A 26,504-nucleotide genomic window follows, 5' to 3' on the forward strand; every position below is an offset into this window, starting at 1 on the left:
TGCATTTCCTTAACGGTAGTGGTCAGCGCCGCCGCTTTTCAGCATGATGGCCCTGACAGGCGGTGATAAAACCATCAAACAACATACGCGACAGGGCGTATTCGCTACTGTTCCATTCAGGATGCCACTGTACGCCCAACGCGAAAGGATGATCGTTCACGCTGACCGCTTCCACCAGTCCATCCGGCGCTCGTGCCTCCACGCGCAGCTGCGGACTCAGAGTTTTCGCCCCTTGCCCATGTAGCGAGTTTACCCAAAACGTGTTGCAGCCCGGTATCAATTGCGACAGCAATCCTCCTTCCTGAACCTCAACCTGATGGGACGGCGCATACTGCTGCTCGACGGGCAGTTCAGGATCTTCACGATGTTCAAGGAGCTCAGGCTGCTCGAACAGACGACGATACAGAGTCCCGCCGGTGGCGACAACCAGTTCCTGCAGTCCACGACAGATGGCGAAAATGGGGATGCGCCTTTCGAGTGCGGCGTTAATCAGCGCCATGCTCAGAAGATCACGCCCGGGGTCGGCGTCAGGCTCATCGCCGTTTTCACCATAAAGGTGCGGCTGCACATTACTGGGACTGCCTGGCAGGTAAATCCCGTCCAGTTTATCGACTAACGCGTTCAGCAGCTCCGGCTCCGCCAGCGCATGCGGCAGGGCGATCGGCAGTCCGCCGGCGTTAACAATGGCATTCAGGTACTTTTCTTGCAGAGTCTGGGTCTGGTGACCCTTAAGCCTGTTTCTACACATCACGACGCCAATAACTGGCTTGTACATTATATTTTCCATGATCGCCCTCACAAAGTGGACTAAATTATGACCGCTATAGCGGGTTTAACGGCCATATCGTTCAATATTTTCTCAATCTAGCAGTGGAAATAGCCCTTTGCAAACTTAATTTAACATTTGACAAACAATTTGTTTGCATACACAGTCGATGGGGTGGACATTATATTTAACGGTCTGAGCACAGGACCGAAACCCAACCAACGGCGGTGAATCATGGAAACCAATATCGTAGAAGTTGAGAATTTTGTTCAGCATACGGAAGAGAGACGGGTCAGCGCATTCGCGAAAGAAGTGAAGCGCTACCTCGAAACCTACCCCGATACCCAGTATGTCGATGTCCTCCTCACCGACCTGAACGGCTGCTTCCGCGGCAAACGGATCCCGGTTGCCGGCCTGAGTAAACTGGAGAAAGGCTGTTATTTCCCGGCCTCGGTGTTTGCGATGGATATTCTTGGCAATGTGGTGGAAGAGGCCGGTCTGGGTCAGGATATGGGCGAGCCGGATCGCAGCTGCATCCCGGTACCTGGCACCTTAACGCCTTCGGCGGCTGACCCACAATCGATAGCCCAGGTACAGCTGACCATGGTTGATGAAGATGGCGCTCCCTTTGACGTTGAGCCGCGGAACGTACTCAACCGCCTCTGGCAGCAGTTGCGCCAGCGCGGGCTGTTCCCCGTGGTAGCGGTAGAGCTGGAGTTCTATTTACTGGACCGCAAACGCGATGCCGAAGGCTACCTCCAGCCGCCGTGCGCGCCGGGCACCGACGATCGCAACACCCAAAGCCAGGTCTACTCTGTCGATAACCTTAACCACTTTGCCGACGTGCTTTATGACATCGACGAGCTGGCCAAACTGCAGCTGATCCCCGCCGACGGCGCGGTGGCGGAAGCCTCGCCGGGCCAGTTTGAAATCAACCTTCACCATACCGATAACGTGCTGGATGCCTGCGATGATGCGCTGGCGTTAAAACGTCTCGTGCGTTTAATGGCGGAGAAGCATAAGATGCACGCCACTTTTATGGCGAAGCCTTATGAAGAGCATGCGGGCAGCGGGATGCACATCCACATCAGCATGCTGAACAATAAAGGGGAAAACGTGCTGGTGGACGGCGACGGGGAAGACTCCGCGCTGCTCAAACGCGCGCTGGCCGGGATGATCGATCTGATGCCGGCCTCGATGGCGCTGCTGGCGCCAAACGTGAACTCGTATCGCCGCTTTCAGCCGGGGATGTACGTCCCGACGCAGGCTTCGTGGGGGCATAACAACCGTACCGTGGCCTTGCGTATTCCGTGCGGCGAGCGGCAGAACCACCGCGTCGAGTATCGCGTGGCGGGGGCGGACGCCAACCCGTATCTGGTGATGGCGGCGATTTTTGCCGGCATTCTGCACGGGCTGGATAACCCCCAGCTGCCTTTGCAGGAAGAGGTGGAAGGTAACGGTCTGGAACAAGAGGGCCTGCCGTTCCCGATCCGCCAGAGCGATGCGCTGTGGGAGTTTATGCAGAACGATCATCTGCGCGAGCGCCTCGGTGAGCGTTTCTGCCACGTTTTTCATGCCTGTAAGCATGATGAATTACTGCAGTTTGAGCGTCTTATCACAGAAACCGAAATTGAGTGGATGTTGAAAAACGCCTGATGGTCGCCCCGCGAGGGGCCCATGAGTTTGGTAATCAGTAGCATCATACGGCCTGAGCGGAGCCTGGTCGTCCTTTTTGCTGGGAGCCCAGCCATTTCCCGGATGTCGCGTTAAGGAGCGCAGGCGGCAACGGGGCTTCAGTTAACGACACAGTGTGTGACGAGGAAATGAGATGATGCAGATGTTCAAATATCCGCAGGGAGAGGGAGGCCGCTCTGGCCGCATTGGATGCCAACCAGCTACCGCTCACCGGTCCGTCTTACCCTTTTATTTACGCCTTACCCCTTTGCTAAGCAGGTTTGTCACGCGGACGTTGTACCCGCAGACTGTTATCAGCAAAGGGGGAATGAGCGATGGCTATTAATCTTCCTGCGCAAGATGCCGCTCAGGCGGGCAGACCTGGTCTGCGGAAATCACTCAAACTCTGGCAAGTGGTGATGATGGGGCTGGCCTATCTCACGCCGATGACGGTGTTTGATACCTTCGGCATTGTCTCCGGCATCAGCAATGGTCACGTACCGGCGTCTTATTTGCTGGCGCTGGCGGGCGTGCTGTTTACCGCTATCAGCTACGGCAAACTGGTGCGCCAGTTTCCGGAAGCTGGCTCCGCTTACACCTACGCGCAAAAATCCATCAGTCCGCACGTCGGCTTTATGGTTGGCTGGTCGTCGCTGCTGGATTATCTGTTCCTGCCGATGATCAACGTCCTGCTGGCGAAGATCTATCTCTCGGCGCTATTCCCGGAAGTACCGCCGTGGGTGTGGGTGGTGACCTTTGTTGCCATCCTCACCGCCGCGAACCTGAAAAGCGTTAACCTGGTGGCTAACTTCAATACCTTGTTCGTGTTAGTGCAGATCTCGATCATGGTGGTGTTTGTCATTCTGGTGGTGCAGGGGTTGCATAAAGGGGAGGGGGTGGGTACCGTCTGGTCGCTGCAGCCGTTTATCAGCCAGAATGCCCATCTGATCCCGATTATTACCGGCGCGACCATTGTCTGCTTCTCGTTTCTCGGCTTCGATGCGGTGACCACGCTGTCGGAAGAGACCCCTGATGCCGCGCGGGTGATCCCGAAGGCGATTTTTCTCACCGCAATGTATGGCGGCATTATCTTTATCGCCGCGTCGTTCTTTATGCAGTTGTTCTTCCCGGATATTCATCGCTTTAAAGATCCTGATGCCGCGCTGCCGGAGATTGCGCTGTATGTGGGCGGCAAGCTATTCCAGTCGATTTTCCTGTGCACGACCTTTGTTAACACCCTGGCGTCGGGCCTGGCGTCGCATGCCAGCGTCTCCCGTCTGCTGTACGTGATGGGCCGCGACAACGTCTTCCCGGAGCGTATTTTTGGCTATGTGCATCCGAAATGGCGTACCCCGGCGCTGAACGTGATTATGGTGGGCATCGTTGCGTTGTCGGCGCTGTTCTTCGACCTGGTGACCGCCACGGCGTTGATCAACTTCGGCGCACTGGTGGCGTTTACCTTCGTTAACCTGTCGGTGTTCAACCACTTCTGGCGGCGTAAGGGGTATAACAAAACCTGGAAGGATCGTCTGCACTATCTGCTGCTGCCAATGGTCGGGGCGTTGACCGTGGGCGTGCTGTGGATCAACCTCGAGGCCACCTCGCTAACGCTTGGTCTGGTGTGGGCGGCGCTTGGCCTGCTGTACCTGACTTATCTGACCCGGCGTTTCCGTAAACCCCCGCCGCAGTTCGATGCCACCAAAGCGGAGCAGGCCTGGGAATCATAAACGTTTGATGCTGCTGTTGAACGAAGGCAGGCCCACAGGCCTGCCTTCGTTTTTGGTTCGGTAAGGGACAGTACAGGACGGTAAAGAAATCAGCAGAAAACGGCGGGGAACGGAAGGTGTTATTTCTTCTTTTTATGGACAGGTAACTGACTGGCGCGCCGCTCTTTGAGGTACGACACTAGGCTGTAAATGGCGACGCCCAGCAGCGCCACCGCGACGATAAAGAGAATAAGACCCGACATAGACCAACCTAATATTCTGTTTAGAAAGGGAAAAAGATACAGGGCTCTGTTTGAAGATAACATCGGGATATGTCTGAAAGATGACGCCTCATACCGGGAATCTTCGGCGGTGGGGTTGTGATAAAATATTTCCCGCAGGAATGTGACAGCCAGGGTTTCATCTGAAATGGCGTAACACTCCGTTAAGTGATTTTACAGAAGTGCGGTCTACAGCAGGTTACGCTGACCGCGAATAAGAATGATCTGAGAGTAAGTCATGTATAAGAAAACCCTCAGCCTGCTGGGTGTGGTGCTGGCGCTGTCTGCCTTCGCCAGCCAGGCTGAAAGTGAACGTCAGGCGAGCCGCGAACGGATCGTGGAGCAGGTCCTCAAGCCGTGTGAAGGTAAAAAAGCGGGCGATAAGGTGGTGATCACCGATCGCCGCGGCGGCGAGCACGAGGCCATTTGTACCCTGACGGCGGTTCCGCTACCGGAGTAACGCCCGCCGCAAGGGGGTTAGCGATACCGCGGCGCCGGTTGCCCGGTTCGCGCGCTGGTAAACAGCGCCAGTCTGGTCTGCTCGAAAGCCTCCCACAGTCCCAGGTCATGAACCGGCGGTAAGGTGACCTGTTCCCCCATCTCCAGTCCCCTGAGGGCGGCGTCCACCAGATCTTCTGTGGTCATCACTGTGCCGGTGGGCAGGGCGTCCAGCGCCACGCCGGAGGTCGGCCAGAGATCGGTGGCGGTCGCCGCCGGCAATACCGCCTGAATACGCACGCCGCTGTCGGCAAACTCATCCTGCAGTCCGCGGGTGAAGCTCAACACCCAGGCTTTACTGGCGCTGTAGACCGCGCTGCCCGGCAGCGTATGTAGCGCGAGGATGGAGGCAATATTAATGAGCGTTCCCCGGCGTCGTGGGGTGAAAGCGGCCAGCGCGGCGTAGCTCAGGCGTAGCAGCGCCGTGGTGTTGAGCGTATGAATCGCCTGGTGCTCGCGCGGCGTACTGGCGAGAAAACCCGCCATTTTTGCGGTGCCGGCGTTGTTAATGAACAGGTCGATGGTGAGATCCTGCTGCAGACGCTGCTCTACGGCGGCAATCCCGTGCTCTTCGCTAAGATCGGCTTTGAGGATGCTGGCCTGGATGGCGTAGCGTGCCTGCAGCTGGTCGGCGAGCGCCAGCAGCCGGTCTTCACGACGGGCGGCGAGGATCAGGTTGTAGCCGCGGGCGGCGAGTCGTTCGGCATAGATCGCGCCGATACCTGAGGACGCGCCAGTGATAAAAGCAGTGTGCGATGACTGGGTCATGAGAATTGCCTCGTAAAAGGTTGCATTATTAAACCAAATTCAGCATGAGATATCTGGTTTAATAATGCAACTATTTTGCCAGGCTTTTTTTATTTCTGCCTGCCGCAGGGAGCGATTAGTCGTTCAGCGGGAGGGCGATGGTGATATCCGCTGGGGACAGCTCACGGCCATCGGCCGCCTGCAGGACCAGTTTACGCAGGGGCTGGCGCTGCTGGCGGTCAATGAGCCGGGTCGCCGGTTCGTTCGGGTCAAAAAGATAGTCATCTGCCCACTGGGAGAGGGCGACCAGCACCGTTTGCAGGGCACGGCCTTTGTCGGTCAGGACATACTCCTGCCAGGCGCTGCCGTCGGAGGCCGGTTGCAGGCGCAGGATGCCTTCATCCACCAGCATTTTCAGCCGCCCGGCGAGCATGTTTTTGGCAATACCGAGGTTTTTCTGGAATTCGCTAAACCGGCGCACCCCGCGCAGGGCATCACGGACGATCAGCAGCGACCACCAGTCACCGATTACATCGAGGGAACGGGCGATAGGGCAACAGCTGTTTTCCAGACGGGTACGTTTCACGAAGGCCTCCAGGTTAATTGTTTCATTATAAAACTCTTTGCCCGGCAGGGGAAATTTTCGGCTACGGTCTAAGTTTGCGAGCGATTACCAGGAAAAATGTCATAAATCCGTCACAATTAACGCGATGATGATAAATGATTAAGGATGAAGGGATGAAAAAACGTCTACTTGCCGCCGCCGTCGCCGGCGCGGTGATGTTATCCGCTGGCGCTCAGGCGCAGGACACGGCCGCCCCGGAGGGGTATCAGCTGCAACAGGTGCTGATCATGAGCCGTCACAATCTGCGTGCGCCGCTGGCCAATAACGGCAGCGTGCTGGAGCAGTCGACAGCGAAAGCCTGGCCGCAGTGGGATGTGCCGGGCGGCCAGCTGACCACCAAAGGCGGCGTGCTGGAGGTGTATATGGGCCACTATATGCGCGAATGGCTGGCGCAGCAGAAGCTGGTGACCAGCGGTGAGTGCCCGCCGGAAAACGCGGTTTACGCCTATGCCAACAGCCTGCAGCGCACCGTTGCCACCGCGCAGTTCTTTATCACCGGCGCGTTCCCGGGCTGCGGTATCACGGTGCACCATCAGCCGCAGATGGGCACTATGGACCCGACCTTCAACCCGGTTATTACCGACGACTCCCCCGCGTTTCGCGAGAAAGCGCTGCAGGCGATGGAAAAAGAGCGTCAGGGGATGCAACTGACCGAGAGCTATAAGCTGCTGGAGAAGATGATCGATTACCGCAATTCGCCCTCCTGCAAAGAGAAGCAGGTTTGCTCGCTGAGCGAGGGTAAGGATACCTTTAGCGCCGGTTATCAGCAGGAGCCGGGAGTTTCCGGCCCGCTGAAGGTGGGCAACTCGCTGGTGGATGCGTTCACCCTGCAATACTATGAAGGTTTCCCGAAAGACCAGGTGGCGTGGGGGGAAATCACCAGCGATAAGCAATGGCAGGTGCTGTCGAAGCTGAAAAACGGCTACCAGGATAGTCTGTTTACCTCGACGGCAGTGGCGCAAAACGTCGCCAAACCACTGGTTAAATATATCGATAACGCGCTGGTGGGCGAGGAGGCCAACAAGGCGAAAGTCACGCTGCTGGTGGGGCACGACTCGAATATCGCCTCGCTGCTGACGGCCCTGGACTTTAAGCCTTATCAACTACCTGGCCAGTACGAGCGCACGTCCATTGGCGGCAAACTGCTGTTTCAGCGCTGGCATGACAGCGCCGGCAATCGCGATTTGATGAAGATTGAGTATGTCTATCAAAGTACTGAACAGCTGCGTAACGCCGACGCGTTAACCCTGCAGGCCCCGCCGCAGCGGGTCACCCTGGCGCTTAACGGCTGCCCGGTTGACGATCAGGGATTCTGCCCGCTGGAGACCTTTAAAAAGGTGATCAACGAGGCGGCGAAGTAATGTAAAAAACCCGGAGCAATCCGGGTTTTTTAGCAGGTTAGGGTGAGCCCTGGCGGGAATAAACGTCCTAGACGTTTTTACGCTCAATCGTCTGTTCACCCCAGAACAGCGCATCTTTATCGGTTTTGGCAAAGGCCAGCGCCAGCACTTCGTCGCTGCCTTCCTCCCAGATTTGCTCCGCCCGTTTTTCATCGTAATGGGCGACTTCAAAAATCGCCTCGGCGATCTCCGGCGAGGTGTTACGTAAACTTGCCCATTCGCCGACGTGATGTGCTTTTGCTTCTTGAGTTGGCATGTTGCTCCTCCTGCAGAAGATTAGCCGTGTACTTTAACGGCCAGTTTAGCGACATGTTCGCCCTGATAGCGGGCGATGGCTAACTCTTCCTCGCTCGGCTGACGCGAACCGTCGCCGCCGGCGATGGTGGTCGCGCCATAAGGGGTTCCGCCGCGGACCTGGGAGATATCAAACAGCTCCTGGGCGCCATAGCCGATCGGGACGATGATCATGCCGTGGTGGGCCAGCGTCGTCCAGGTCGAGGTGATCGTTTGTTCCTGGCCGCCGCCGGTGCCGGTTGAGCTGAATACGCTGGCGATTTTGCCATACAGGGCGCCGGACGCCCACAGGCCGCCGGTTTGATCGAGGAAGGTGCGCATCTGACCGGACATGTTGCCGAAACGAGTCGGGGTACCAAAGATGATGGCGTCATACTCTGCCAGTTCCTGCGGCGTGGCGACGGGCGCGTTTTGAGTTTTCCCGCCTGCTTTGGCAAATGCTTCAGCCTGCATGGTTTCCGGCACGCGCTTCACAACCACCTCAACGCCATCCACCCGGTTCGCTCCATCGGCGACGGCATGAGCCATGGTTTCAATGTGTCCATACATGGAATAATAAAGCACCAGAATTTTAGCCATTTCCATCACTCCTCGGTTGCGTTATAAGCCAGCCAAATGACTGGTTACCTTTAAAGATAAAGCCTCCGCCGGAGAGTGCAAATCCAACGGGCATTTATTTGATTTATAACAAAATGACAAAGCGTTATTTACTTTTCCTTGCACAGCGCGGCCTGAACAGGAGAGAAGAGGGGGCGTTGCGCCTGCCATTTTGGCCGGTGCGGCAAGGGTGTAGCATCAGGATACATTTTTGCCGACTATTTTTTCTCCGCCAGCAGAGTCGGTTAGGACCCGTTCACGCCGCGAGGGGACTTTTTTCGCCCGGGTTTGTTTCTGGATATTTCATTTGCCGCCGTCAGCGGCTGTCATTCACTAACCTTATAGATACGCGGTAAGACAGCGGCATCGCCGCTCCCGCGTAATGCACTATGATGTCTAACCTAATGGAGGTCAGTAATGGCAAACCATCGTGGCGGTTCTGGCAACTTTGCTGAAGACCGTGAAAGAGCATCAGAAGCAGGACGTAAAGGTGGCCAGCATAGCGGGGGGAATTTTAAGAATGACCCTCAGCGCGCCTCAGAGGCTGGCAAAAAAGGGGGTAAAAACAGTCATGGTAGTCGTGACAGTTAACGCGCGACTCGCACTGTTCTCTTTGATGCGGTGTTAATCTCCCCCACCCAACCGCATCGCCCTCGCCGCCGGCATCTGCCGGCGGTTTTTTTATCTGTCGGTGGTTGCGCTCCCGCCGGGCGGATTGCACACTGGTCGCCCCGTTAATCGTCATGGCTGTCTTATGTCTTCGTTAAAATTCTCCGTTACCCGCCAGGAAGCGCTCCTTATCATGATCACCATGTTCTGGGGAGGGACGTTCCTTGCCGTGCAGTATGCGGTAAGCCTCAGCGGGCCGCTGTTTTTTGTCGGTCTGCGTTTCGCGACCGCCGCACTGGCGGTGGGCCTGCTCTCGCTGCGTACCCTGCGCGGTCTGACGTGGCTGGAGGTGAAAGCGGGGGTGGCGATTGGCGTGGCGATTGCGCTGGGGTATGGCCTGCAGACCTGGGGACTGCAGTCGATCTCCAGCAGTAAGTCTGCGTTTATCACGGCGATGTATGTGCCGCTGGTGCCGCTGCTGCAGTGGTTGTGCCTGGGCCGTATGCCGGGGGTGATGTCCTGCGTGGGGATTGTGCTGGCCTTTATCGGTTTGATCTTGTTGGCCGGGCCGGAAAATAATCTGCTGGCGCTTGGCGTGGGGGAGATGATTACTCTGGCGAGCGCGCTGGCGATAGCCGCGGAGATTATCCTTATCAGCGCCTGGGCCGGGAAAGTCGATGTCCGCCGGGTGACGGTCGTGCAGCTGGCGACCGCGTCGCTGGTGGCTTTCGCCGCCATGAAGCCGGCGGGTGAGGCGGTTCCGCCGTTGACGCCGGCCCTGCTCGGCGTCGCGCTGGGGCTGGGGATTTTCAGCGCGATCATTCAGGTGACCATGAACTGGGCGCAGCGCAGCGTCTCGCCGACGCGGGCCACCCTTATCTATACTGGTGAACCGGTATGGGCCGGTATTTTTGGCCGGCTGGCCGGTGAGCGTCTGCCGCTGCTGGCTCTGCTCGGCTGCGTCTTGATCCTCGCGGGGGTGCTGGTGAGCGAGCTGAAGTGGAAGCGCAAATCGCCGCCGCAGATTGCAACGAATGACGATGCGCCGCCGCTGCCTGGCCTGGCCGATCGCCACGAGCCGTAATCTTTCCCTTCTGTCCCGATAGCGCCGCCGGGCGGTCAGGCTCCGTACCCGTGGCGGTTCCGGATGGCGGCATAAATGCCTTATCCGGCCTACAGGCTCACACCACCCAGGCCCGCGCCAGCGCAGTGCCGCCGTGAGGTCAGGCTCAGTACACGTGGCGATGCCGGATGGCGGCATAAATGCCTTATCCGGCCTACAGGCACACACCACCCAGGCCCGCGCAAGCGCAGCGCCGCCGGGCAGTCAGGCTCCGTACCCGTGGCGGTGCCGGATGGCGGCATAAATGCCTTATCCGGCCTACAGGCTCACACCACCCAGGCCCACGTGCCAACACCGCGCTAATGTGGCTTACACCGGCGTTACCCTGGCCTCCTTCGCCTCCCGCGTTCCGCGATGAAGCAGCGCGTGCAGCAGGATCGCCCCGAAGGTGGCCGTACCAATTCCGCCCAGCGTAAAGCCGCCCAGCGACAGCGCGAAATCGCCGGCGCCCAGCACCAGGGTCACCGACACCATGATCAAATTGCTGTTCTGACTGAGGTCGACCCGGTTTTGCACCCAGATCCGCGCCCCGGCGACGGCAATTAAGCCAAACACCACGATCGAGGCGCCGCCGATCACCGGCCCGGGAATGGTGTGGATTAATGCGCCAAACTTCGGCGAGAAGCCCAGCAGCATCGCGATCAGTGCCGCGGCGACAAAGACCAACGTCGAATAGACCTTGGTCACCGCCATGACGCCAATGTTCTCCGCATAGGTCGTAACCCCGCTGCCGCCCACCGAGCCGGAGAGCATGGTCGCCAGCCCATCGCCGACGAAGGCGCGCCCTATGTACGGGTCCATATTGCGCCCGGTCATCCCGGCGACGGCCTTCAGGTGCCCCAGGTTCTCAGCCACCAGGATCACGGCGACGGGCGCAATCAACATCATCGCCTGACCGTTAAAGGATGGGGTGGTAAAGTGCGGCAGCCCGAACCACGCCGCCTGGGAGAGGGAAGAAAAGTCCAGCGGCTTGCCAAGGCCAAAGCCGTTAGCCAGCAGGGCGTACAGTGCGCAGGCGACGATCAGGCCGACCAGGATCAGCAGACGCTGCAGCATCCCGCGGGTAAATACCGCGACTATGCCGATGCAGAGCACGGTTAACACCGCCATCCAGCTGTCGAAGGCGCTGGCGGACACGCTGTGCACGGCAATCGGCGCCAGGTTCAGGCCGATAGCCATCACCACCGCGCCGGTCACCACCGGCGGCATCAGGCGCTCGATCCAGCGGGTGCCGATCTTCATCACCACCAGACCAATCAGGGTGTAAACCAGCCCGCAGGCGATGATCCCGCCAAGGGCGACGCTCAGATGAGGGTTCAGCCCCTGGCCGTTAAAGCCGGTAATGGCGATCACCACCCCGACAAAAGCGGCGCTGGAGCCGAGATAGCTCGGCACCCGTCCGCCGGTGACGACAAAGAACAGCAGAGTGCCGACGCCCGACATCAGAATCGACAGGTTGGGGTCGAGCCCCATCAACAGCGGCATCAGCACCGTCGCGCCGAACATCGCAACGGCGTGCTGCACACCCATCACCAGCGTTTGTCCGGCCGACAAGCGTTCATCGGGGGCGACAACGCCGGACTCAGCGGCGGGGGAGGTCAACTTCCAGCGAGGAAAATCGAAGAGTGCCATGATGATATCCCGGGTTAAAGGTTAACAAGCGGGTCGCATAAGCGTGTGATAACCGCGGTCAAACCACATCAGTCCCCGGGGTTCCGGGTGACGGGTAATGGCCACGACGTGACAAAACAGGATGTCGTGCGTGCCGACGCTGACGCGCTGGTCGATACGGCAGTCAAAGCTGACCAGCGCCGCCTCCAGCCGCGGACAGCCGGTGGCGCCGGTCTGCCAGTCGGCGGCGGCAAAGCGCTCGTCCATTGCCGTTTTACCACCAAACAGCGTCGACAGGGCCTCCTGTCCCGCCGCCAGGGTATTGACGCACAGCGTGTGGTGTTCGCTGAACACCGGCCACACCGAGGCTGAGCGGTTCAGGCAGACCAGCAGGGTCGGCGGCGTATCGGTGACGCTGCAGACCGCGCTGGCGGTAAACCCCGCCCGGCCCGCCGGGCCATCGGTGGTAATAATGTTAACCGCGGCGCCGACGTGGGCCATGGCGTCACGAAAACTCGCTTTGTCCGCTAACTCCATCGCAAACTCCTTATGCCAGCAGGCAAGCTTCATCAAAGGACAGACGCGGCAGGCGACCATACAGCTTGCCGGGGTCACCATAGCCGATATTCACCAGCAGGTTGCTTTTCCAGCCGTTGTCGGCGAAAAACGCCGCGTCGACTTTTTCCCGGTCAAAACCGGACATCGGCCCGGTGTCGAGGCCCAGCGCCCGGCAGGCGAAAATCAGGTACGCCGCCTGCAGCGAGCTGTTGCGAAACGCGGTCTCTTCCGCCAGCTGCGGGCTGGAGGTAAACCAGCTGCGGGCGTCACCGTGGGGAAACAGGGTCGGCAGCCGGTCGTAGAAGGCGCTATCCCATGCCACGATGGCGGTCACCGGCGCCTGCATGGTTTTCTGCAGATTGCCGCTGGAGAGCGTTGGGCGGAGCTTCTCTTTGCCTTCCGCGCTGCGGACGAACACGATGCGCGCCGGCGAACAGTTGGCGGAGGTGGGCCCCATTTTCATCAGGTCCCAGATGGCCTGCAGTTGCGCGTCGCTCACCGGCTTATCCAGCCAGCCGTTGTGGGTCCGGGCCTGGGTAAACAGCGTCTCGCAGGCCGTGTGGTTTATCGCATCGTTCATTAGATCTCCCTGGCGACCGGCAGCATAGCGGCCAGCCCGTCGCATAAAATGGTATTAAACGTATCGGCGTCGGTGACGTTACAGGCATGGCCGCCCCACGGCATCTCCACACGCTGGCTGTCGGGGATCGCCGCCTGCAGCACGCGGGAGCAGGAGGCCGGGACCAGCAGGTCGTCAGCGGCGCTGACAATCAGCGTCGGGCAGGCGATGGCCGCCGCACGGCGTGAAAAATCAGCCTGCTTCAGGGCCTGCAGCCGCTTCAGCAGATTCTCCTTGCCCTGAAAATGGCTGATGGCAAGCGCATCTTCCGCTTCGAGGCGCGGCAGGCGCGCGGCCATCCATTCCGCCGGGTAGAGAAACAGTGGTTGCGCTTCGACCCACGCCTGCGCGCCGCCGGCATGCAGCAGACGCTCGCGCACCAGGAAGCAGCGGCGGGTATGCGGCGACAGCGTCAGCCAGCCGTTGACCAGCACCAGGGCGCTCACCGCCTCGGGGCGATCGAGCGCCAGCTGCAGACCAATCAGCGCCCCCAGGGCGTGGCCCACCAGCGCAAAGCGGGTGATCCCCGCCGCCTGCAGGGCGTTGAACAGCTCCCCGGCCATCGTCGCCATGCTGTAGTCGGCGGGCAGCGGGCCGGCGTTTTCCCCGGTCCCGTTATGGTCATAACTCACCAGCTGATAATGTGCCTCCAGCGCCGCGCGCTGCGCCAGCCAGTAGCCGCCGCCCCCGCCAAGGCCGGCGCTGAGGACCACCACCGGCGCGCCGGGCCACGGAGCCGGGGCGATATTGAGCCTCATCATGTCGGGGTTCCGATATGGGCGACGCTGGCGATTTCCACCAGCGCATCAGGCTTCACCAGTCCGCACTGAATGCAAAAGCGCGCCGGTTTATCGCCGGGGAAGAACTCGGCGTAGACCTCGTTAATCGCGGCGTAATTTGTCCAGTCGGTGATAAAGATGCTGTTGAAAGTCACATCCGCCATACTCCCGCCCGCCGTTTCGATAACGCTCTTGATGGTCTCCAGCACGTGGCGGGTTTGCGCCTTTGGGTCGCCGATGTGCACCACATTGTTTTGCTTATCAAACGGCAGGGTGCCCGAGACGTAGACCACCCCGTCGGCGAGCGTCCCCGGAACAAAGGGGGCAATCGGCGTGGTGGTGCCTGGCGGAATAATCACCTGTTTAGGCATAACGTTTCTCCTTGGCTAAAGACAGCGGGGTGGCGGGGGACAGCGCGTGGCAGAAGCTCTCGACGTCGCTGACCCAGCCGAAAAAGGTTTCAATATTGAACAGCGCCGCCTGCTGGGCGAAGGCCGGCCCGGCCTGATGGGTGGCATCCTCCAGCACGATACCGAAGTATTCGAGAAAGAAGCCATCGCGCAGCGTCGATTCGACGCAGACGTTGGTGGCGATCCCGGTGAACACCAGGTGGCGTATGCCGCGGCTGCGCAAAATGCTGTCGAGCGGGGTGTTAAAGAAGCCGCTGTAACGCGGTTTCGGCAACACGATGTCGCCTTCCTGCGGTGTCAGTTCGTCCACCAGCTGATAATCCCAGCCGCCTTTCGCCAGCAGCTTGCCCTGCAGCTCCGGACGCTGACGCATCGTTTTCAGCGCGTTGGACTTGTGATAGTTCGGCGAGCCCGGGCCGCCAGCTTCAACATACTGGTCATCCCAGCCATTCTGGAACCAGATAATCAGCATACCCGCGGCGCGGGCGGCGGCGACGGCGGTATTAATATTGTCGATAACCGGCCGGGTGGCGGAGACGTCAAAGCCGGCGAGATCCAGATAACCGCCCTGGCTGGCGTAGGCGTTCTGCATATCGACCACAATCAGCGCGCTCTGCTGCGGCGCGAAGGTCAGGGATTCCGGGCGAGCGGGAAGGGTAATCATCAGGCCACCTCACGGGTAACAGGAGCAATGTGGTCCCGGCAGCGCATCAGCGGCTGAATGCGTTCGCCAAAGGCGTCGATGCCGGCAAGAAAATCATCAAAGGTCAGCAGCACGCCGTCAGTACCGGGCACGCTCGCCACTTCATCGAGCATCCGCGCGACGCTGGCATACGATCCGACAAGGGTGCCCATGTTAATGTTGACCGCCGAGGTGGGGTCGGCCATCTGGCGCACGTTGGTATCGCTGCCGGAGCGGGTGTCTTTCTGACTCTGCTCGGTGAGCCACGCCAGCGCTTCTTCATCGGCGCCCGCTTTGTAATGTTCCCATTTGGCGCGCGCCGCCTCGTCGGTTTCGTCGGCGATCACCATAAACAGCACATAGGACCCCACGTCGCGGCCGGTTTTTTCCGCCGCCTGCATCATGCGCGCGGCGGTCGGGGCAAAGGCCGTTGGCGTGTTGACCCCTTTGCCAAAGCAGAAGTTGTAGTCCGCGTGCTGAGCGGAGAAGGCCATACCGGCATCGCTCTGCCCGGCGCAGATCACCTTCATCGGCTGCGAAGGGCGCGGGCTGACCCGGCAGTCGTTCATGGTGAAGTAGTCACCTTTGAAATCGCTGCGCCCGGTGCCCCACAGGTCACGGAGCACCTGAACGTATTCGGTGAGATAGTCATAGCGGCTGGCGAAATAGTCATCTCCCGGCCACATGCCCATCTGGTCATATTCCGGTTTTTGCCAGCCGGTCACCAGATTGACGCCAAACCGACCGCCGGAGATGGAGTCGATAGTGGAGGCCATCCGGGCGACAATCGCCGGCGGCAGCGTCAGGGTGGCAGCGGTGGCGTAGATCTGGATCTTCGAGGTCACCGCCGCCAGGCCGGCCATCAGGGTGAAGGACTCCAGGTTGTGATCCCAGAACTCGGTTTTCCCGCCGAAGCCGCGCAGCTTGATCATGGAGAGCGCGAAGTCGAAATGGTAGTGCTCGGCTTTCTGTACGATAGCCTTATTCAGTTCGAAGGTCGGCATATACTGCGGGGCATGAGTAGAGATCAGCCAGCCGTTGTTGCCAATGGGAACGAAAACACCAATTTTCATACCTACCTCTCTGCAGTCATGGAAGATGGAATTGCGGTGGTGCGGCATCCTGCCTCTCCCTGGACCACCTTGCAGAAGAGCTAAAGCAAACGCGATGCCAGTTTTATAAATGCTAATGTTATTAATGTGTTACTTTTGAGTTGCTAAAAAGGATGATAAAAAAGTGGACTGGATGGTCAAAATCAGTGCACGAAAAAACGGCAGTCATGCGCAATCAGGGTGCACGGGGTCGTGTCGGCGCGGGGCTTTTGCTATGCTGGTGGCGTCAACTGAAGGAGAGGATGTATGACACAGGGCGCGGTGAAGAAAAACGGCAAACGTTCACAAGCGGTAAGCGCCAAAAAGGAGGCCATCCTGGCCGCCGCGCTGGAGGCATTTTCGCAATTTGGTATTCACGGTACGCGACTGGAGCAGGTGGCTGAGCGCGCCGGGGTATCGAAAACCAATCTGCTCTATTACTACCCTTCGAAAGAGGCGCTGTATGTGGCTGTTCTGCAGCAGATCCTCGCCATCTGGCTGGCGCCGCTGAAGGCGTTTCGTGAGGATATCAGCCCGCTGGTGGCGATCCGCGAATATATTCGCCTGAAGCTGGAGGTGTCCCGCGATCATCCCCAGGCCTCGAAGCTGTTCTGCCTTGAGATGCTGCAGGGGGCGCCGCTGCTGATGGGCGAACTGACCGGGGACCTGAAAGCGCTGGTCGATGAGAAATCGGCGATTGTCTCCGGCTGGATCGACCGCGGCAAGCTGGCGCCGGTCGATCCGCAGCATTTAATCTTTATGATCTGGGCCACCACCCAGCATTACGCCGACTTCGCTACCCAGGTGGAGGCGGTCACCGGCGCCACGCTGCAGGACGCGGCCTTTTTTGAACAAACGGTCGATAATGTCCAGCGGATGATTATCGAAGGCATTCGCGTCCGTTAATTGGCCGGTGGCAGCGGGCAGCTTTGATCGCCATCCTCGCACTGCAGTAGCGAGGAGAGGAATGACTCCCGCTCCACGCTCTTATCGGTCATGCACTGGCTTACCAGCATCGGCTGCATGCTGCCGCCTTCGGCGCCGGACGCGAGGAAGGCGCAATCGGCGTCGCGCAGGGCGATCCATGCCTGCTGCGCCTGCTTCAGTAATGTTTGTTGTTTACCCACCGCCCGCTGCAGGGCCTGCTGCCAGGTGTCATTCAGTTTTTTGTCGGCCGCCTGAAACTGCGCGGCCGCGCACTGATTCATTTCGGTTTGGGTATTGGCGTTGCTGCACTCGTCTGCCAGCGCCGCGCCGCTGGCCAGCAGGGCCATCACGGCAAATAACGTGCGTTTCATTGTTCTGCTCCCATAAAAAAGGCTCCCGTCCGGGAGCCTTAATTAAACACAGCTGACGTCGGCTGTCATTAGCTGATCACTGCGCCAATTTCCCGGATGGCGGCGCACAGCGCCTTATCCGGGCTACCTCGTGGTATTGTTATGTTGTCGGGTGGCGCTACGCTTACCCGACCTACAATACTGGCCGCCCCCGTGCCATGAGACAGGTAGCCCCGGTAAGCGTAGCGCCACCGGGGATGATCACAGCGCCTTATCCGGGCTACCCTTTGGCGGTGGTAGGTAGCCCCGGTAAGCGTAGCGCCACCGGGGAACCTGTTTTAGCCGATGGTCATCAGGCTGGCGTTACCGCCTGCCGCCGCGGTGTTAACGCTCAGCGAACGCTCGATATACAGCCGCTCCAGCAGCAGGTTGGTTTCGCCGCGGGCGAAGCCCTGCACGGAGACAATCGCCCCGTCGCGCGCCGCCACCTGCTCGCACAGCTCGCGCAGCTGGTCGGAATCGCCGTGGTAGATAACCGCGTCGAAGGCCTGACCAGGTAACTGCTCCGCTTTGGCAAAGCGAATGCGCTCGCTGACCTCCCGCGGCAGCTTCTTCGCCAGATCGCGCTGCAGGGCGCTGTCCGGCCACAATACTTCACAACCCACCGCTAACGCTGCCGCCAGCTGGATCAGCGCATCCTGCTCGTTATCCGCCACGCACAGCACACGGTCGCGCGGCATCAGCGTCAGGGTATTGCGCTCGCCGGTTGGCCCAGGCAGCAGGCGTTGGGTACCGCTTTGCGCCTGCTCGCTGTACTGCTGGCACAGCGCCTGCAGCTCAGGACGGCCCGCCGCCCACTGCTGCAGCGCCAGGAGTGGTTTTTCCAGCAGCGTTTTCAGCTGGGCGTCCAGCGGGCGCTCCGCATCCTGGCGGGCGAAGGTCACGCCAACCGCGTCCTGCGGACGGCTGGAGAGCAGACGGTACAGATACAGCGGACCGCCGGCTTTCGGACCGGTACCGGACAACCCTTCGCCGCCGAACGGCTGCACGCCGACCACCGCGCCAACCATATTGCGGTTGACGTACAGGTTGCCCACCTTCGCGCTGCCGGTGACCTGGGCGATGGTCTCGTCGATGCGGGTATGCACGCCGAGCGTCAGGCCGTAGCCAGAGGCGTTAATCTGCTCCACCAGTTTGTCCAGCTCGTTACGGTTATAGCGCACCACATGCAGTACCGGGCCGAAGACCTCTTTTTTCAGTTCGTCGAAGCTGTCGAGTTCGATAAGCGTCGGCGGCACGAAGGTCCCGTGGCGCCATTCGCGGGCGTCTTCGCTATTCTCGCGCACCGCCTGGTAGACGGTGCGGCCTTTGGCGCGCATCGTCTGAATATGGCGTTCAATATTCTCTTTCGCTTCCGTGTCGATAACCGGGCCAATATCGGTGGTCAGCCGGCCCGGATTGCCCATCCGGCACTCGCTCATGGCGCCGCGCAGCATGGTTAACGTATGGTCGGCGACCTCTTCCTGCAGGCAGAGCACGCGCAGGGCGGAGCAGCGCTGGCCGGCGCTGTCGAACGCGGAAGCCAGGACGTCGATCACCACCTGCTCGGTGAGTGCCGACGAGTCGACGATCATCGCGTTCATCCCGCCGGTTTCGGCGATCAGCGGTGTCGGGCGACCCTGGGGATCGAGGCGGCTGGCAATATTGCGCTGCAGCAGCGTCGCCACTTCGGTGGAGCCGGTGAACATCACGCCGCGTACGCGCTCATCGGAGGTTAGCGCGGCGCCCACGGTCTCCCCGCGGCCCGGCAGCAGTTGAATAACGCCAGGCGGCACGCCGGCCTCCAGCAGAATCGCCACGCCCTGGGCGGCGATGAGCGGCGTCTGCTCGGCTGGTTTCGCCAGCACGCTGTTGCCGGCCGCCAGCGCGGCGGCAATCTGGCCGGTGAAGATCGCCAGCGGGAAGTTCCACGGGCTGATACAGACCACCGGGCCCAGCGGGCGGTGGGTTTCATTATCGAAATCGTCGCGCACCTGGCCGGCGTAATAGTGCAGGAAGTCGACGGCTTCGCGCACTTCGGCGATGGCGTTGCTGAAGGTTTTACCCGCTTCGCGCACCAGGATCCCCATCAGGGTCGGCATCTGGCTTTCCATCAGCACCGCGGCACGCTCAAGAATGGCGGCGCGCTCCTGCGGCGGGGTGGCGAACCAGATCGGCGCATTGTTGATAGCGCTGGTCAGCGCCTGCTGTACTTCGGCGTCGCTGGCTTCGCGGACGTAGCCGACGATATCTTTCGGTTCTGCCGGGTTAACCACCGGCTGCATTTCGCCTTCGGCCACCGGCTGCTCCAGCATCGGCAATGCCTGCCATTTATGCAGCGCGCTGTTGAGCAGGGAAGAGGAGAGGGAGGCCAGACGGTGCTCGTTCGCCAGATCGAGACCGGCGGAGTTGCTGCGGCCGCTGCCGTAGAGATCGCGCGGCAGCGGGATTTTCGGATGCGGCAGGCCGGCCTGGCCTTCCTGCTGCGCCAGTTTTTCTACCGCGCTGACCGGGTCGGCCACCAGCTCGTCCAGCGGCAGGGTATTGTCCGCAATACGGTTGACGAAGGAGGTATTGGCGCCGTTCTCCAGCAGACGGCGCACCAGATACGCCAGCAGCGTTTCGTGGGTGCCCACCGGGGCGTAGATCCGGCACGGACGGTTCAGTTTGCCGTCGGCGACTTTGCCTACCACCTGCTCATACAGCGGTTCGCCCATGCCGTGCAGGCACTGGAATTCATACTGACCCGGGTAATAGTTCTGGCCCGCCAGCTGGTAGATAGCCGCCAGGGTATGGGCGTTGTGGGTGGCGAACTGCGGGTAAATCAGGTTTGGCACCGCCAGCAGTTTTTTCGCGCAGGCGAGGTAGGAGACGTCGGTATAAACCTTGCGGGTATAAACCGGATAGCCTTCGAGGCCTTCCATCTGCGCGCGTTTGATTTCGCTATCCCAGTAGGCGCCTTTCACCAGACGGATCATCAGGCGACGACGGCTGCGGGTCGCGAGGTCGATCAGGGCATCGATGACGAACGGGCAGCGCTTCTGATAGGCCTGGATCACGAAGCCGATGCCGTTCCAGCCGGCCAGCTCCGGTTCGAAACAGAGTTTTTCCAGCAGATCGAGAGAGATCTCCAGGCGATCGGCCTCTTCGGCGTCGATGTTGATGCCGATATCGTACTGGCGCGCCAGCAGGGTCAGCGATTTCAGACGCGGATAAAGCTCTTCCATCACCCGGTCATACTGCGCGCGGCTGTAGCGCGGATGCAGCGCGGAGAGTTTAATCGAGATGCCCGGGCCTTCATAAATGCCGCGACCGTTGGAGGCTTTGCCGATGGCGTGGATCGCCTGCTGATAAGAAACCATATAGGCCTGGGCATCGGCGGCGGTCAGCGCCGCTTCGCCGAGCATATCGTAGGAGTAGCGGAACCCTTTTTCTTCCAGCTTGCGGGCGTTAGCCAGCGCTTCGGCGATGGTTTCGCCAGTGACGAACTGCTCGCCCATCAGGCGCATCGCCATATCGACGCCTTTGCGGATCAGGGGTTCGCCGCTCTTGCCGATGATGCGGTTCAGCGAGCGCGAGAGGCTGGTCTCGTTATGGGTCGACACCAGTTTCCCGGTAAACAGCAGCCCCCAGGTGGCGGCGTTGACGAACAGCGACGGGCTGCGGCCGATGTGCGACTGCCAGTTGCCATTGCTGATTTTGTCGCGGATCAGCGCATCGCGGGTGGCTTTATCCGGAATACGCAGCAGGGCTTCCGCCAGGCACATCAGCGCCACCCCTTCCTGTGAAGAAAGGGAGAACTCCTGCAGCAGACTCTGCACCATGCCGGCGCGGCCGCTGGCGGTTTTCTGGTTGCGCAGTTTTTCCGCCAGCTGATACGCCAGCTTGTGTGCCTGTTCGCCCAGCGGCTGCGGCAGACGGGCCTGCTCCAGCAGCATCGGTACCGCGTCGGTTTCCGGACGTCGCCAGGCGGCGGTGATCGCTGCGCGGCTCACCGACTGCGGCAGGATCTGCTCGGCAAATTCGAGGAACGGCTGATACGGTTCTTCCGCCGGGGAACCTGCTTCATCGCTTTCATTGGCGGCGCCGGAGAGCAGGGCCGGCAGCTCAGGCAGCGTCTCGTCGTTCTCCAGTTTTTCCAGATAATTGAAGATGGCCTGTTTAATCAGCCAGTGCGGCGTGCGGTCAATACGGCTCGCGGCGGACTTAATGCGCTCGCGGGTGGCGTTGTCAAGCTTAACACCCATGGTGGTGGTGCCCATGCTCAGAACTCCTGTCATTTATCGTTAGGCTTATGCGGTTGCATGGAAATATCCACTATGTTGCAACTTTGTGCAACCTTGTTAATTGTGGCTTGTGACACAAGCCGTGAAATGGCGCATTTGTTAAAAATAATACTCAAAATAGCAGAATTTTAACCCCGGCCTCATAGGGTATTTGTATGCGTGAGTTAACACTTTTGTTTGGTGCAACCTTTAAAAACGTGAGAGAGTGCAACCTCTAAAAAAATGACGTTTTGCGCTGCCGGTTTTTCGTGTAAATGCTGTGTTAAATCATTTGTGAAAAACCGAAGCTTCCGTCAGGATACGGTCGCCCAATTAAACAACGCACCATTACCCCGTTCCGGTAGTGGAAAAAACGACAAAGCGGGACGCTGTCGATAAAAAATTCTGGAGACTTTGCATGGCTATTAGCACACCGATGCTGGTGACATTTATTGTTTATATTTTTGGTATGGTTTTAATAGGGTTTATTGCCTGGCGTTCGACCAAAAACTTCGATGATTATATTCTCGGCGGGCGGAGTCTGGGGCCATTTGTGACCGCGCTTTCCGCGGGGGCGTCGGATATGAGCGGCTGGCTGCTGATGGGACTGCCGGGAGCGATTTTCCTCTCCGGGATTTCCGAAAGCTGGATCGCCATTGGTTTAACGCTGGGGGCGTGGATTAACTGGAAGCTGGTGGCCGGTCGCCTGCGCGTGCATACCGAGGTGAATAATAACGCCCTGACGCTGCCCGATTATTTTACCGGCCGGTTTGAAGATAAAAGCCGGGTGCTGAGAATTATTTCGGCGTTGGTTATTCTGCTGTTCTTTACCATCTATTGCGCCTCGGGAATTGTGGCGGGGGCGCGTCTGTTTGAAAGCACCTTCGGTATGAGTTATGAAACCGCACTGTGGGCCGGGGCGGCGGCGACGATTATCTATACCTTCGTCGGCGGCTTCCTCGCCGTCAGCTGGACCGATACCGTGCAGGCCAGCCTGATGATTTTTGCCCTGATCCTCACCCCGGTGATCGTGATTATTTCCGTCGGCGGCTTTGGTGATTCGCTGGAAGTCATTAAACAAAAGAGCATCGAAAATATCGACATGCTCAAGGGGCTGAACTTCGTGGCGATTATTTCGCTGATGGGCTGGGGGCTGGGCTATTTCGGCCAGCCGCATATTCTGGCGCGCTTTATGGCGGCGGATTCGCACCACAGCATCGTTCACGCACGTCGCATCAGTATGACCTGGATGATCCTGTGCCTGGCGGGCGCAGTGGCCGTTGGCTTCTTTGGGATTGCCTACTTCAATAACAACCCGAGCCAGGCGGGCGCGGTTAACCAGAACGCTGAGCGCGTGTTTATCGAACTGGCGCAAATCCTGTTTAACCCGTGGATTGCCGGGATCCTGCTGTCGGCGATTCTGGCGGCGGTGATGTCCACTCTGAGCTGTCAGCTGCTGGTCTGCTCCAGCGCGATTACCGAAGATCTGTATAAAGCGTTCCTGCGCAAAAACGCCGGCCAGAAAGAGCTGGTGTGGGTGGGGCGTATGATGGTGCTGGTGGTTGCCCTGGTGGCGATTGCCCTGGCGGCCAATCCGGAAAACCGCGTGCTGGGACTGGTGAGCTACGCCTGGGCTGGCTTCGGCGCCGCCTTTGGTCCGGTGGTGCTGTTCTCGGTGATGTGGTCACGCATGACCCGTAACGGCGCGCTGGCCGGGATGGTGATTGGCGCCCTGACCGTGATCGTCTGGAAACAGTTTGGCTGGCTGGGCCTGTATGAAATTATTCCGGGCTTTATCTTCGGTAGCCTGGGGATCGCGGTCTTTAGCCTGCTGGATAAAGCGCCGTCGGCCAGCATGCAGCAGCGCTTCGCCGAAGCGGATGCCCACTACCATACGCCGCCGCCGGTACGCGCCACGGCTGAGTAAGGTCATCTGACGCTCACGAGCCCGCCGCTGGCGGGCTTTTTTTTGCCTGTTGCCGGGTCCGAATATTATAACCCTTGCTAATTATTTGAAAATCCGCTGATATTTCCTGACTAATAACAATGAGGATAGCAAAGATGACGTTCAGACAGGGTGCAATGGCGCTGGTGCTGGCAGGGTTACTCAGCGGCTGCGTGGCGGGCGGAAGTTCGTCGACCCGCGCGGCGAAGCCCGGCGCCTGCCCGGCGGATCGGTCCATGGTGCAAACCACGCTTTACTTCGGCCTGAGCCGCCCGGCGGGGAAAGACATCACCGCTGAAGAGTGGCAACAGTTTGTCGACCGCGACGTCACGCCGCGCTTTCGCGATGGGCTGACGGTGTTTGATGCCCGCGGCCAGTGGCTGGGCCAGAATGGTCAGGTGGTGCGGGAGCAGAGTAAGGCGCTGATGGTGATCCATGGCAACGATGCGCAGAGCGAGGCAGGCATTGAAGCCCTGCGCCAGGGCTATAAATCACGCTTCGCGCAGGAGTCGGTGATGCGTGTCGACCAGCCGGTCTGCGTGCAGTTCTGAGTAAACGGCGGGGGCAGCCCCGCCGTTTGTCTTACAGGACCAGCCCGGCGAAGCTGGCGGAAAGCAGGCTCACCAGCGTGGCGCTATACACCAGCCGCAGGCCGAAGCGGGAGACGATATTGCCCTGCGGTTCATTCAGGCCTTTGATCGCCCCGGCGATAATGCCGATCGAGGCAAAGTTGGCAAACGACACCAGGAAGACCGAGAGAATGCCGAGCCCGCGCGGCGTCATGCTGGCGGCAATCTTTTGCAGCTCAATCATCGCCACAAATTCGTTAGCGACCAGTTTGGTGGCCATGATGCTGCCGGCGTTCAGCGCATCGCTCAGCGGGATGCCGATAAGCCAGGCCAGCGGATAAAAGACATAGCCGAGGATCTGCTGGAAGCTGAGACCAAACAGGGTAGCGAACAGCGCGTTAATGGCGCTGATCAGGGCGATAAAGCCGATCAGCATCGCCAGAATAATCATCGCCACTTTAAAGCCGGCCAGAATATATTCCCCGAGCATTTCAAAGAAACTCTGCGATTCGTGTAGCTTCTCGAGTTTTATTTCCTGCTCACTGCCCGGCCGCGTCGGGTTAATCACCGACAGCACGATAAAGGTACTGAACATATTCAGGATCAGCGCCGCGACGACATATTTGGCATCCAGCATGGTCATATAAGCGCCGACAATCGACAGCGATACGGTCGACATGGCTGTCGCCGCCATGGTGAACAGCCGGCGTGAGGAGAGGTCGCCCAGTACGCCCTTGTAGGCGATGAAGTTCTCCGACTGGCCGAGGATCAGCGAGCTGACGGCGTTGAAAGATTCCAGCTTACCCATGCCGTTTACCTTCGACAGCAGGGTGCCGATGACACGAATGAAAATCGGCAGGATCCGCCAGTGCTGAAGAATACCAATCAGCGCGGAAATAAACACAATCGGACACAGGACGCCCAGGAAAATAAAGGCTAACCCTTTTTCGCTCATGCCGCCAAAGACGAAATTGGTCCCTTCAGCGGCAAAGCCTAACAGTGAAGCAAAAAAGCCGGAGATATTTTTCACCAGCCACAGGCCGCTTTCTGCGTGCAGGAAAAAGAAGGCGAGCGCTATTTCGATAATAATCAACTGGAGAATGTAACGAATACGAATTTTTTGTCTGTCGTAGCTGACAAGCCAGGCCAGGGCAAGGATCACCACCAGCGCCAGCAGGAAATGAAAAAATGCAGTCATGTTGTTCTTTTCGCAGGTCAATAAGGCCGCCATTTAGCCATAGCCGCCGCGACGGGTAAATATCTGGCGTAAAAAATCCTTTGCTTATTCTTTTCCCTCATAACAGGCGAATATTTTCGTAAGTCATTATTTGCCAGCGATTTATTTACAGATAGTCATCATTCTCTAAACATTTCGCTTGTGTTTCTGAGTATTGTAATGATAATCACTATCATAAATATTACCTGTTTTTGCATTCGTTGACGGTGCTTTACATTTAAGGGTATTGGCATGTTTGTCCCATTTCTCATTATGTTACGCGAAGGCCTTGAGGCGGCGCTGATTGTCAGCCTGATCGCCAGCTATCTGAAACGCACCCAGCGGGGAAACTGGATTGGCGTGATGTGGATTGGCGTGATCCTCGCGGCGGCGCTGTGTCTTGGCTTAGGCATTTTTATCAACGAAACCACCGGGGAATTTCCTCAGCGCGAACAGGAGTTGTTCGAGGGGATCGTCGCGGTCATCGCGGTGGTGATCCTGACGTGGATGGTCTTCTGGATGCGCAATGTCTCGCGCAACGTTAAACAGCAGCTGGAGCAGGCCGTGGACAAGGCGCTGCAGCGCGGCAATCACCACGGCTGGGCGCTGGTGATGATGGTCTTTTTCGCCGTTGCCCGTGAGGGGCTGGAGTCGGTCTTCTTTCTGCTGGCGGCATTCCAGCAGGATGTCGGCATCTGGCCGCCGCTGGGTGCGCTGCTGGGTCTGGCCACGGCAATCGTGCTGGGCTTCCTGCTCTACTGGGGTGGTATCCGCCTTAACCTCGGCGTGTTCTTCAAATGGACCAGCCTGTTTATTCTGCTGGTGGCCGCTGGTCTGGCTGCCGGGGCGATCCGCGCCTTCCACGAGGCTGGCCTGTGGAACCTGTTCCAGGATACGGCCTTCGATCTGAGCAACGTGCTGTCGACGCATACGCTGTTCGGCACACTGCTTGAAGGGATCTTCGGCTACCAGGAGACCCCGAGCGTTAGCGAAGTGGCGGTCTATCTGCTTTATCTGATCCCGGCGCTGGTGCTGTTTGCCCTGCCGCCGCGGAATAATACCACTGCCTCGCGGGCTGCCTGACCGGGCGCTGCGAGCTTATAAGCGACACTCTACTTACCGA

Annotated in this window: 27 protein-coding genes; 10 read left to right on the forward strand and 17 right to left on the reverse strand. The window is 59.2% G+C overall.

Annotation, left to right across the window (positions count from 1 at the left end):
* Positions 1-22 precede the first annotated feature (22 nt).
* On the reverse strand, positions 23-775 hold the full coding sequence (gene puuD / locus CWM54_RS01375; protein WP_072199196.1) for a gamma-glutamyl-gamma-aminobutyrate hydrolase: 753 nt from the start codon (positions 773-775) through the stop codon (positions 23-25).
* 225 nt (positions 776-1,000) lie between these two features.
* Here puuD and CWM54_RS01380 point away from each other — a divergent pair, with 225 nt between their 5' ends.
* Both CWM54_RS01380 and CWM54_RS01395 read left to right on the forward strand, forming a co-directional pair.
* The gene (locus CWM54_RS01380; protein WP_074386366.1) at positions 1,001-2,422 is read left to right on the forward strand and encodes a glutamine synthetase family protein; all 1,422 of its coding nucleotides are present in this window, start codon (positions 1,001-1,003) and stop codon (positions 2,420-2,422) included.
* 353 nt (positions 2,423-2,775) lie between these two features.
* Positions 2,776-4,167: an APC family permease gene (locus CWM54_RS01395; RefSeq protein WP_061155121.1), complete on the forward strand. Its 1,392-nt coding sequence runs from the start codon at positions 2,776-2,778 to the stop codon at positions 4,165-4,167.
* A 119-nt stretch (positions 4,168-4,286) separates the two neighbouring features.
* On the opposite strand, the gene CWM54_RS01400 is transcribed toward CWM54_RS01395, so the two are convergent.
* Positions 4,287-4,409 (reverse strand): small membrane protein, encoded by a 123-nt coding sequence (locus CWM54_RS01400; RefSeq protein ID WP_002898600.1) that lies wholly within the window; start codon positions 4,407-4,409, stop codon positions 4,287-4,289.
* 256 nt (positions 4,410-4,665) lie between these two features.
* Here CWM54_RS01400 and CWM54_RS01405 point away from each other — a divergent pair, with 256 nt between their 5' ends.
* A complete protein-coding gene (locus CWM54_RS01405) occupies positions 4,666-4,887 on the forward strand; it encodes a hypothetical protein (RefSeq protein ID WP_061155120.1) in 222 nt (73 codons plus the stop codon).
* 17 nt (positions 4,888-4,904) lie between these two features.
* Here CWM54_RS01405 and CWM54_RS01410 read toward each other — a convergent pair whose 3' ends face one another.
* The gene (locus tag CWM54_RS01410) at positions 4,905-5,693 is read right to left on the reverse strand and encodes an SDR family NAD(P)-dependent oxidoreductase (RefSeq protein WP_100695703.1); all 789 of its coding nucleotides are present in this window, start codon (positions 5,691-5,693) and stop codon (positions 4,905-4,907) included.
* Between the two features lie 115 nt (positions 5,694-5,808).
* Complete coding sequence (locus CWM54_RS01415; protein WP_061155118.1) at positions 5,809-6,258, reverse strand: winged helix-turn-helix transcriptional regulator; 450 nt, start codon at positions 6,256-6,258, stop codon at positions 5,809-5,811.
* 152 nt (positions 6,259-6,410) lie between these two features.
* Here CWM54_RS01415 and agp point away from each other — a divergent pair, with 152 nt between their 5' ends.
* Entirely contained in the window at positions 6,411-7,658 is a 1,248-nt protein-coding gene (agp, locus tag CWM54_RS01420; RefSeq protein WP_100695705.1) for a bifunctional glucose-1-phosphatase/inositol phosphatase, read from the forward strand.
* Between the two features lie 67 nt (positions 7,659-7,725).
* Here the strand turns inward: agp and CWM54_RS01425 are convergent, their stop codons facing one another.
* The 3 genes from CWM54_RS01425 to CWM54_RS28285 all read right to left on the reverse strand — a co-directional run bounded on the left by CWM54_RS01425 (position 7,726) and on the right by CWM54_RS28285 (position 8,888).
* Entirely contained in the window at positions 7,726-7,953 is a 228-nt protein-coding gene (locus CWM54_RS01425) for a YccJ family protein (RefSeq protein WP_061155116.1), read from the reverse strand.
* Between the two features lie 20 nt (positions 7,954-7,973).
* Positions 7,974-8,570, reverse strand: coding sequence for an NAD(P)H:quinone oxidoreductase (wrbA, locus tag CWM54_RS01430; protein ID WP_008805935.1), 597 nt, complete (start codon positions 8,568-8,570; stop codon positions 7,974-7,976).
* 216 nt (positions 8,571-8,786) lie between these two features.
* A complete protein-coding gene (locus CWM54_RS28285; protein WP_227509589.1) occupies positions 8,787-8,888 on the reverse strand; it encodes a hypothetical protein in 102 nt (33 codons plus the stop codon).
* A gap of 117 nt (positions 8,889-9,005) precedes the next feature.
* Here CWM54_RS28285 and CWM54_RS01435 point away from each other — a divergent pair, with 117 nt between their 5' ends.
* Complete coding sequence (locus CWM54_RS01435; RefSeq protein WP_065801247.1) at positions 9,006-9,179, forward strand: general stress protein; 174 nt, start codon at positions 9,006-9,008, stop codon at positions 9,177-9,179.
* Positions 9,180-9,342: 163 nt separating this feature from the next.
* Complete coding sequence (locus CWM54_RS01440; RefSeq protein ID WP_100695707.1) at positions 9,343-10,281, forward strand: DMT family transporter; 939 nt, start codon at positions 9,343-9,345, stop codon at positions 10,279-10,281.
* 348 nt (positions 10,282-10,629) lie between these two features.
* Here CWM54_RS01440 and rutG read toward each other — a convergent pair whose 3' ends face one another.
* From rutG to rutA, 7 genes are read right to left on the reverse strand one after another with little or no spacing between them, the layout of a single operon-like run.
* On the reverse strand, positions 10,630-11,952 hold the full coding sequence (rutG, locus tag CWM54_RS01450) for a pyrimidine utilization transport protein G (RefSeq protein ID WP_100695711.1): 1,323 nt from the start codon (positions 11,950-11,952) through the stop codon (positions 10,630-10,632).
* A gap of 21 nt (positions 11,953-11,973) precedes the next feature.
* Positions 11,974-12,468 carry an NADH-dependent FMN reductase RutF gene (gene rutF, locus CWM54_RS01455; protein WP_012968592.1) on the reverse strand — a complete coding sequence of 165 codons (495 nt, stop codon included), beginning with the start codon at positions 12,466-12,468 and terminating at the stop codon, positions 11,974-11,976.
* 10 nt (positions 12,469-12,478) lie between these two features.
* Positions 12,479-13,069: a malonic semialdehyde reductase gene (locus CWM54_RS01460; protein ID WP_008805939.1), complete on the reverse strand. Its 591-nt coding sequence runs from the start codon at positions 13,067-13,069 to the stop codon at positions 12,479-12,481.
* Entirely contained in the window at positions 13,069-13,869 is an 801-nt protein-coding gene (gene rutD, locus CWM54_RS01465; RefSeq protein WP_100695713.1) for a pyrimidine utilization protein D, read from the reverse strand. Before rutD ends, CWM54_RS01460 begins: the two co-directional genes overlap by 1 nt.
* A complete protein-coding gene (gene rutC / locus CWM54_RS01470; protein ID WP_004204505.1) occupies positions 13,866-14,258 on the reverse strand; it encodes a pyrimidine utilization protein C in 393 nt (130 codons plus the stop codon). Before rutC ends, rutD begins: the two co-directional genes overlap by 4 nt.
* Positions 14,251-14,961: a pyrimidine utilization protein B gene (gene rutB, locus CWM54_RS01475; protein WP_008805941.1), complete on the reverse strand. Its 711-nt coding sequence runs from the start codon at positions 14,959-14,961 to the stop codon at positions 14,251-14,253. The genes rutC and rutB overlap by 8 nt, the downstream gene beginning before the upstream one ends.
* Positions 14,961-16,052, reverse strand: coding sequence for a pyrimidine utilization protein A (gene rutA / locus CWM54_RS01480; RefSeq protein WP_004204507.1), 1,092 nt, complete (start codon positions 16,050-16,052; stop codon positions 14,961-14,963). The genes rutB and rutA overlap by 1 nt, the downstream gene beginning before the upstream one ends.
* Positions 16,053-16,337: 285 nt before the next feature.
* On the opposite strand from rutA, the gene rutR reads away from it, so the two are divergent.
* Positions 16,338-16,976, forward strand: coding sequence for an HTH-type transcriptional regulator RutR (rutR, locus tag CWM54_RS01485; RefSeq protein ID WP_047666343.1), 639 nt, complete (start codon positions 16,338-16,340; stop codon positions 16,974-16,976).
* Here rutR and CWM54_RS01490 read toward each other — a convergent pair.
* The gene (locus tag CWM54_RS01490; RefSeq protein WP_074386357.1) at positions 16,973-17,368 is read right to left on the reverse strand and encodes a lysozyme inhibitor LprI family protein; all 396 of its coding nucleotides are present in this window, start codon (positions 17,366-17,368) and stop codon (positions 16,973-16,975) included. The genes rutR and CWM54_RS01490 overlap by 4 nt on opposite strands.
* A 317-nt stretch (positions 17,369-17,685) precedes the next feature.
* Complete coding sequence (putA, locus tag CWM54_RS01495; RefSeq protein WP_100695715.1) at positions 17,686-21,648, reverse strand: trifunctional transcriptional regulator/proline dehydrogenase/L-glutamate gamma-semialdehyde dehydrogenase; 3,963 nt, start codon at positions 21,646-21,648, stop codon at positions 17,686-17,688.
* A 421-nt stretch (positions 21,649-22,069) separates the two neighbouring features.
* Here putA and putP point away from each other — a divergent pair, with 421 nt between their 5' ends.
* Positions 22,070-23,578: a sodium/proline symporter PutP gene (gene putP, locus CWM54_RS01500; RefSeq protein ID WP_061155109.1), complete on the forward strand. Its 1,509-nt coding sequence runs from the start codon at positions 22,070-22,072 to the stop codon at positions 23,576-23,578.
* A gap of 134 nt (positions 23,579-23,712) precedes the next feature.
* Complete coding sequence (locus CWM54_RS01505) at positions 23,713-24,147, forward strand: DUF3574 domain-containing protein (protein WP_061155108.1); 435 nt, start codon at positions 23,713-23,715, stop codon at positions 24,145-24,147.
* Positions 24,148-24,178: 31 nt separating this feature from the next.
* Here CWM54_RS01505 and CWM54_RS01510 read toward each other — a convergent pair whose 3' ends face one another.
* Positions 24,179-25,363: a NupC/NupG family nucleoside CNT transporter gene (locus tag CWM54_RS01510; RefSeq protein ID WP_016946978.1), complete on the reverse strand. Its 1,185-nt coding sequence runs from the start codon at positions 25,361-25,363 to the stop codon at positions 24,179-24,181.
* Between the two features lie 270 nt (positions 25,364-25,633).
* Between CWM54_RS01510 and efeU the strand changes: the two genes are divergently transcribed.
* On the forward strand, positions 25,634-26,464 hold the full coding sequence (efeU, locus tag CWM54_RS01515; RefSeq protein WP_008805948.1) for an iron uptake transporter permease EfeU: 831 nt from the start codon (positions 25,634-25,636) through the stop codon (positions 26,462-26,464).
* Positions 26,465-26,504 lie beyond the last annotated feature (40 nt).

Origin of the sequence: Klebsiella sp. D-Nf1 (genome assembly GCF_002810515.1) — a bacterium.
Taxonomy (GTDB): Bacteria; Pseudomonadota; Gammaproteobacteria; order Enterobacterales; family Enterobacteriaceae; genus Klebsiella; species Klebsiella variicola.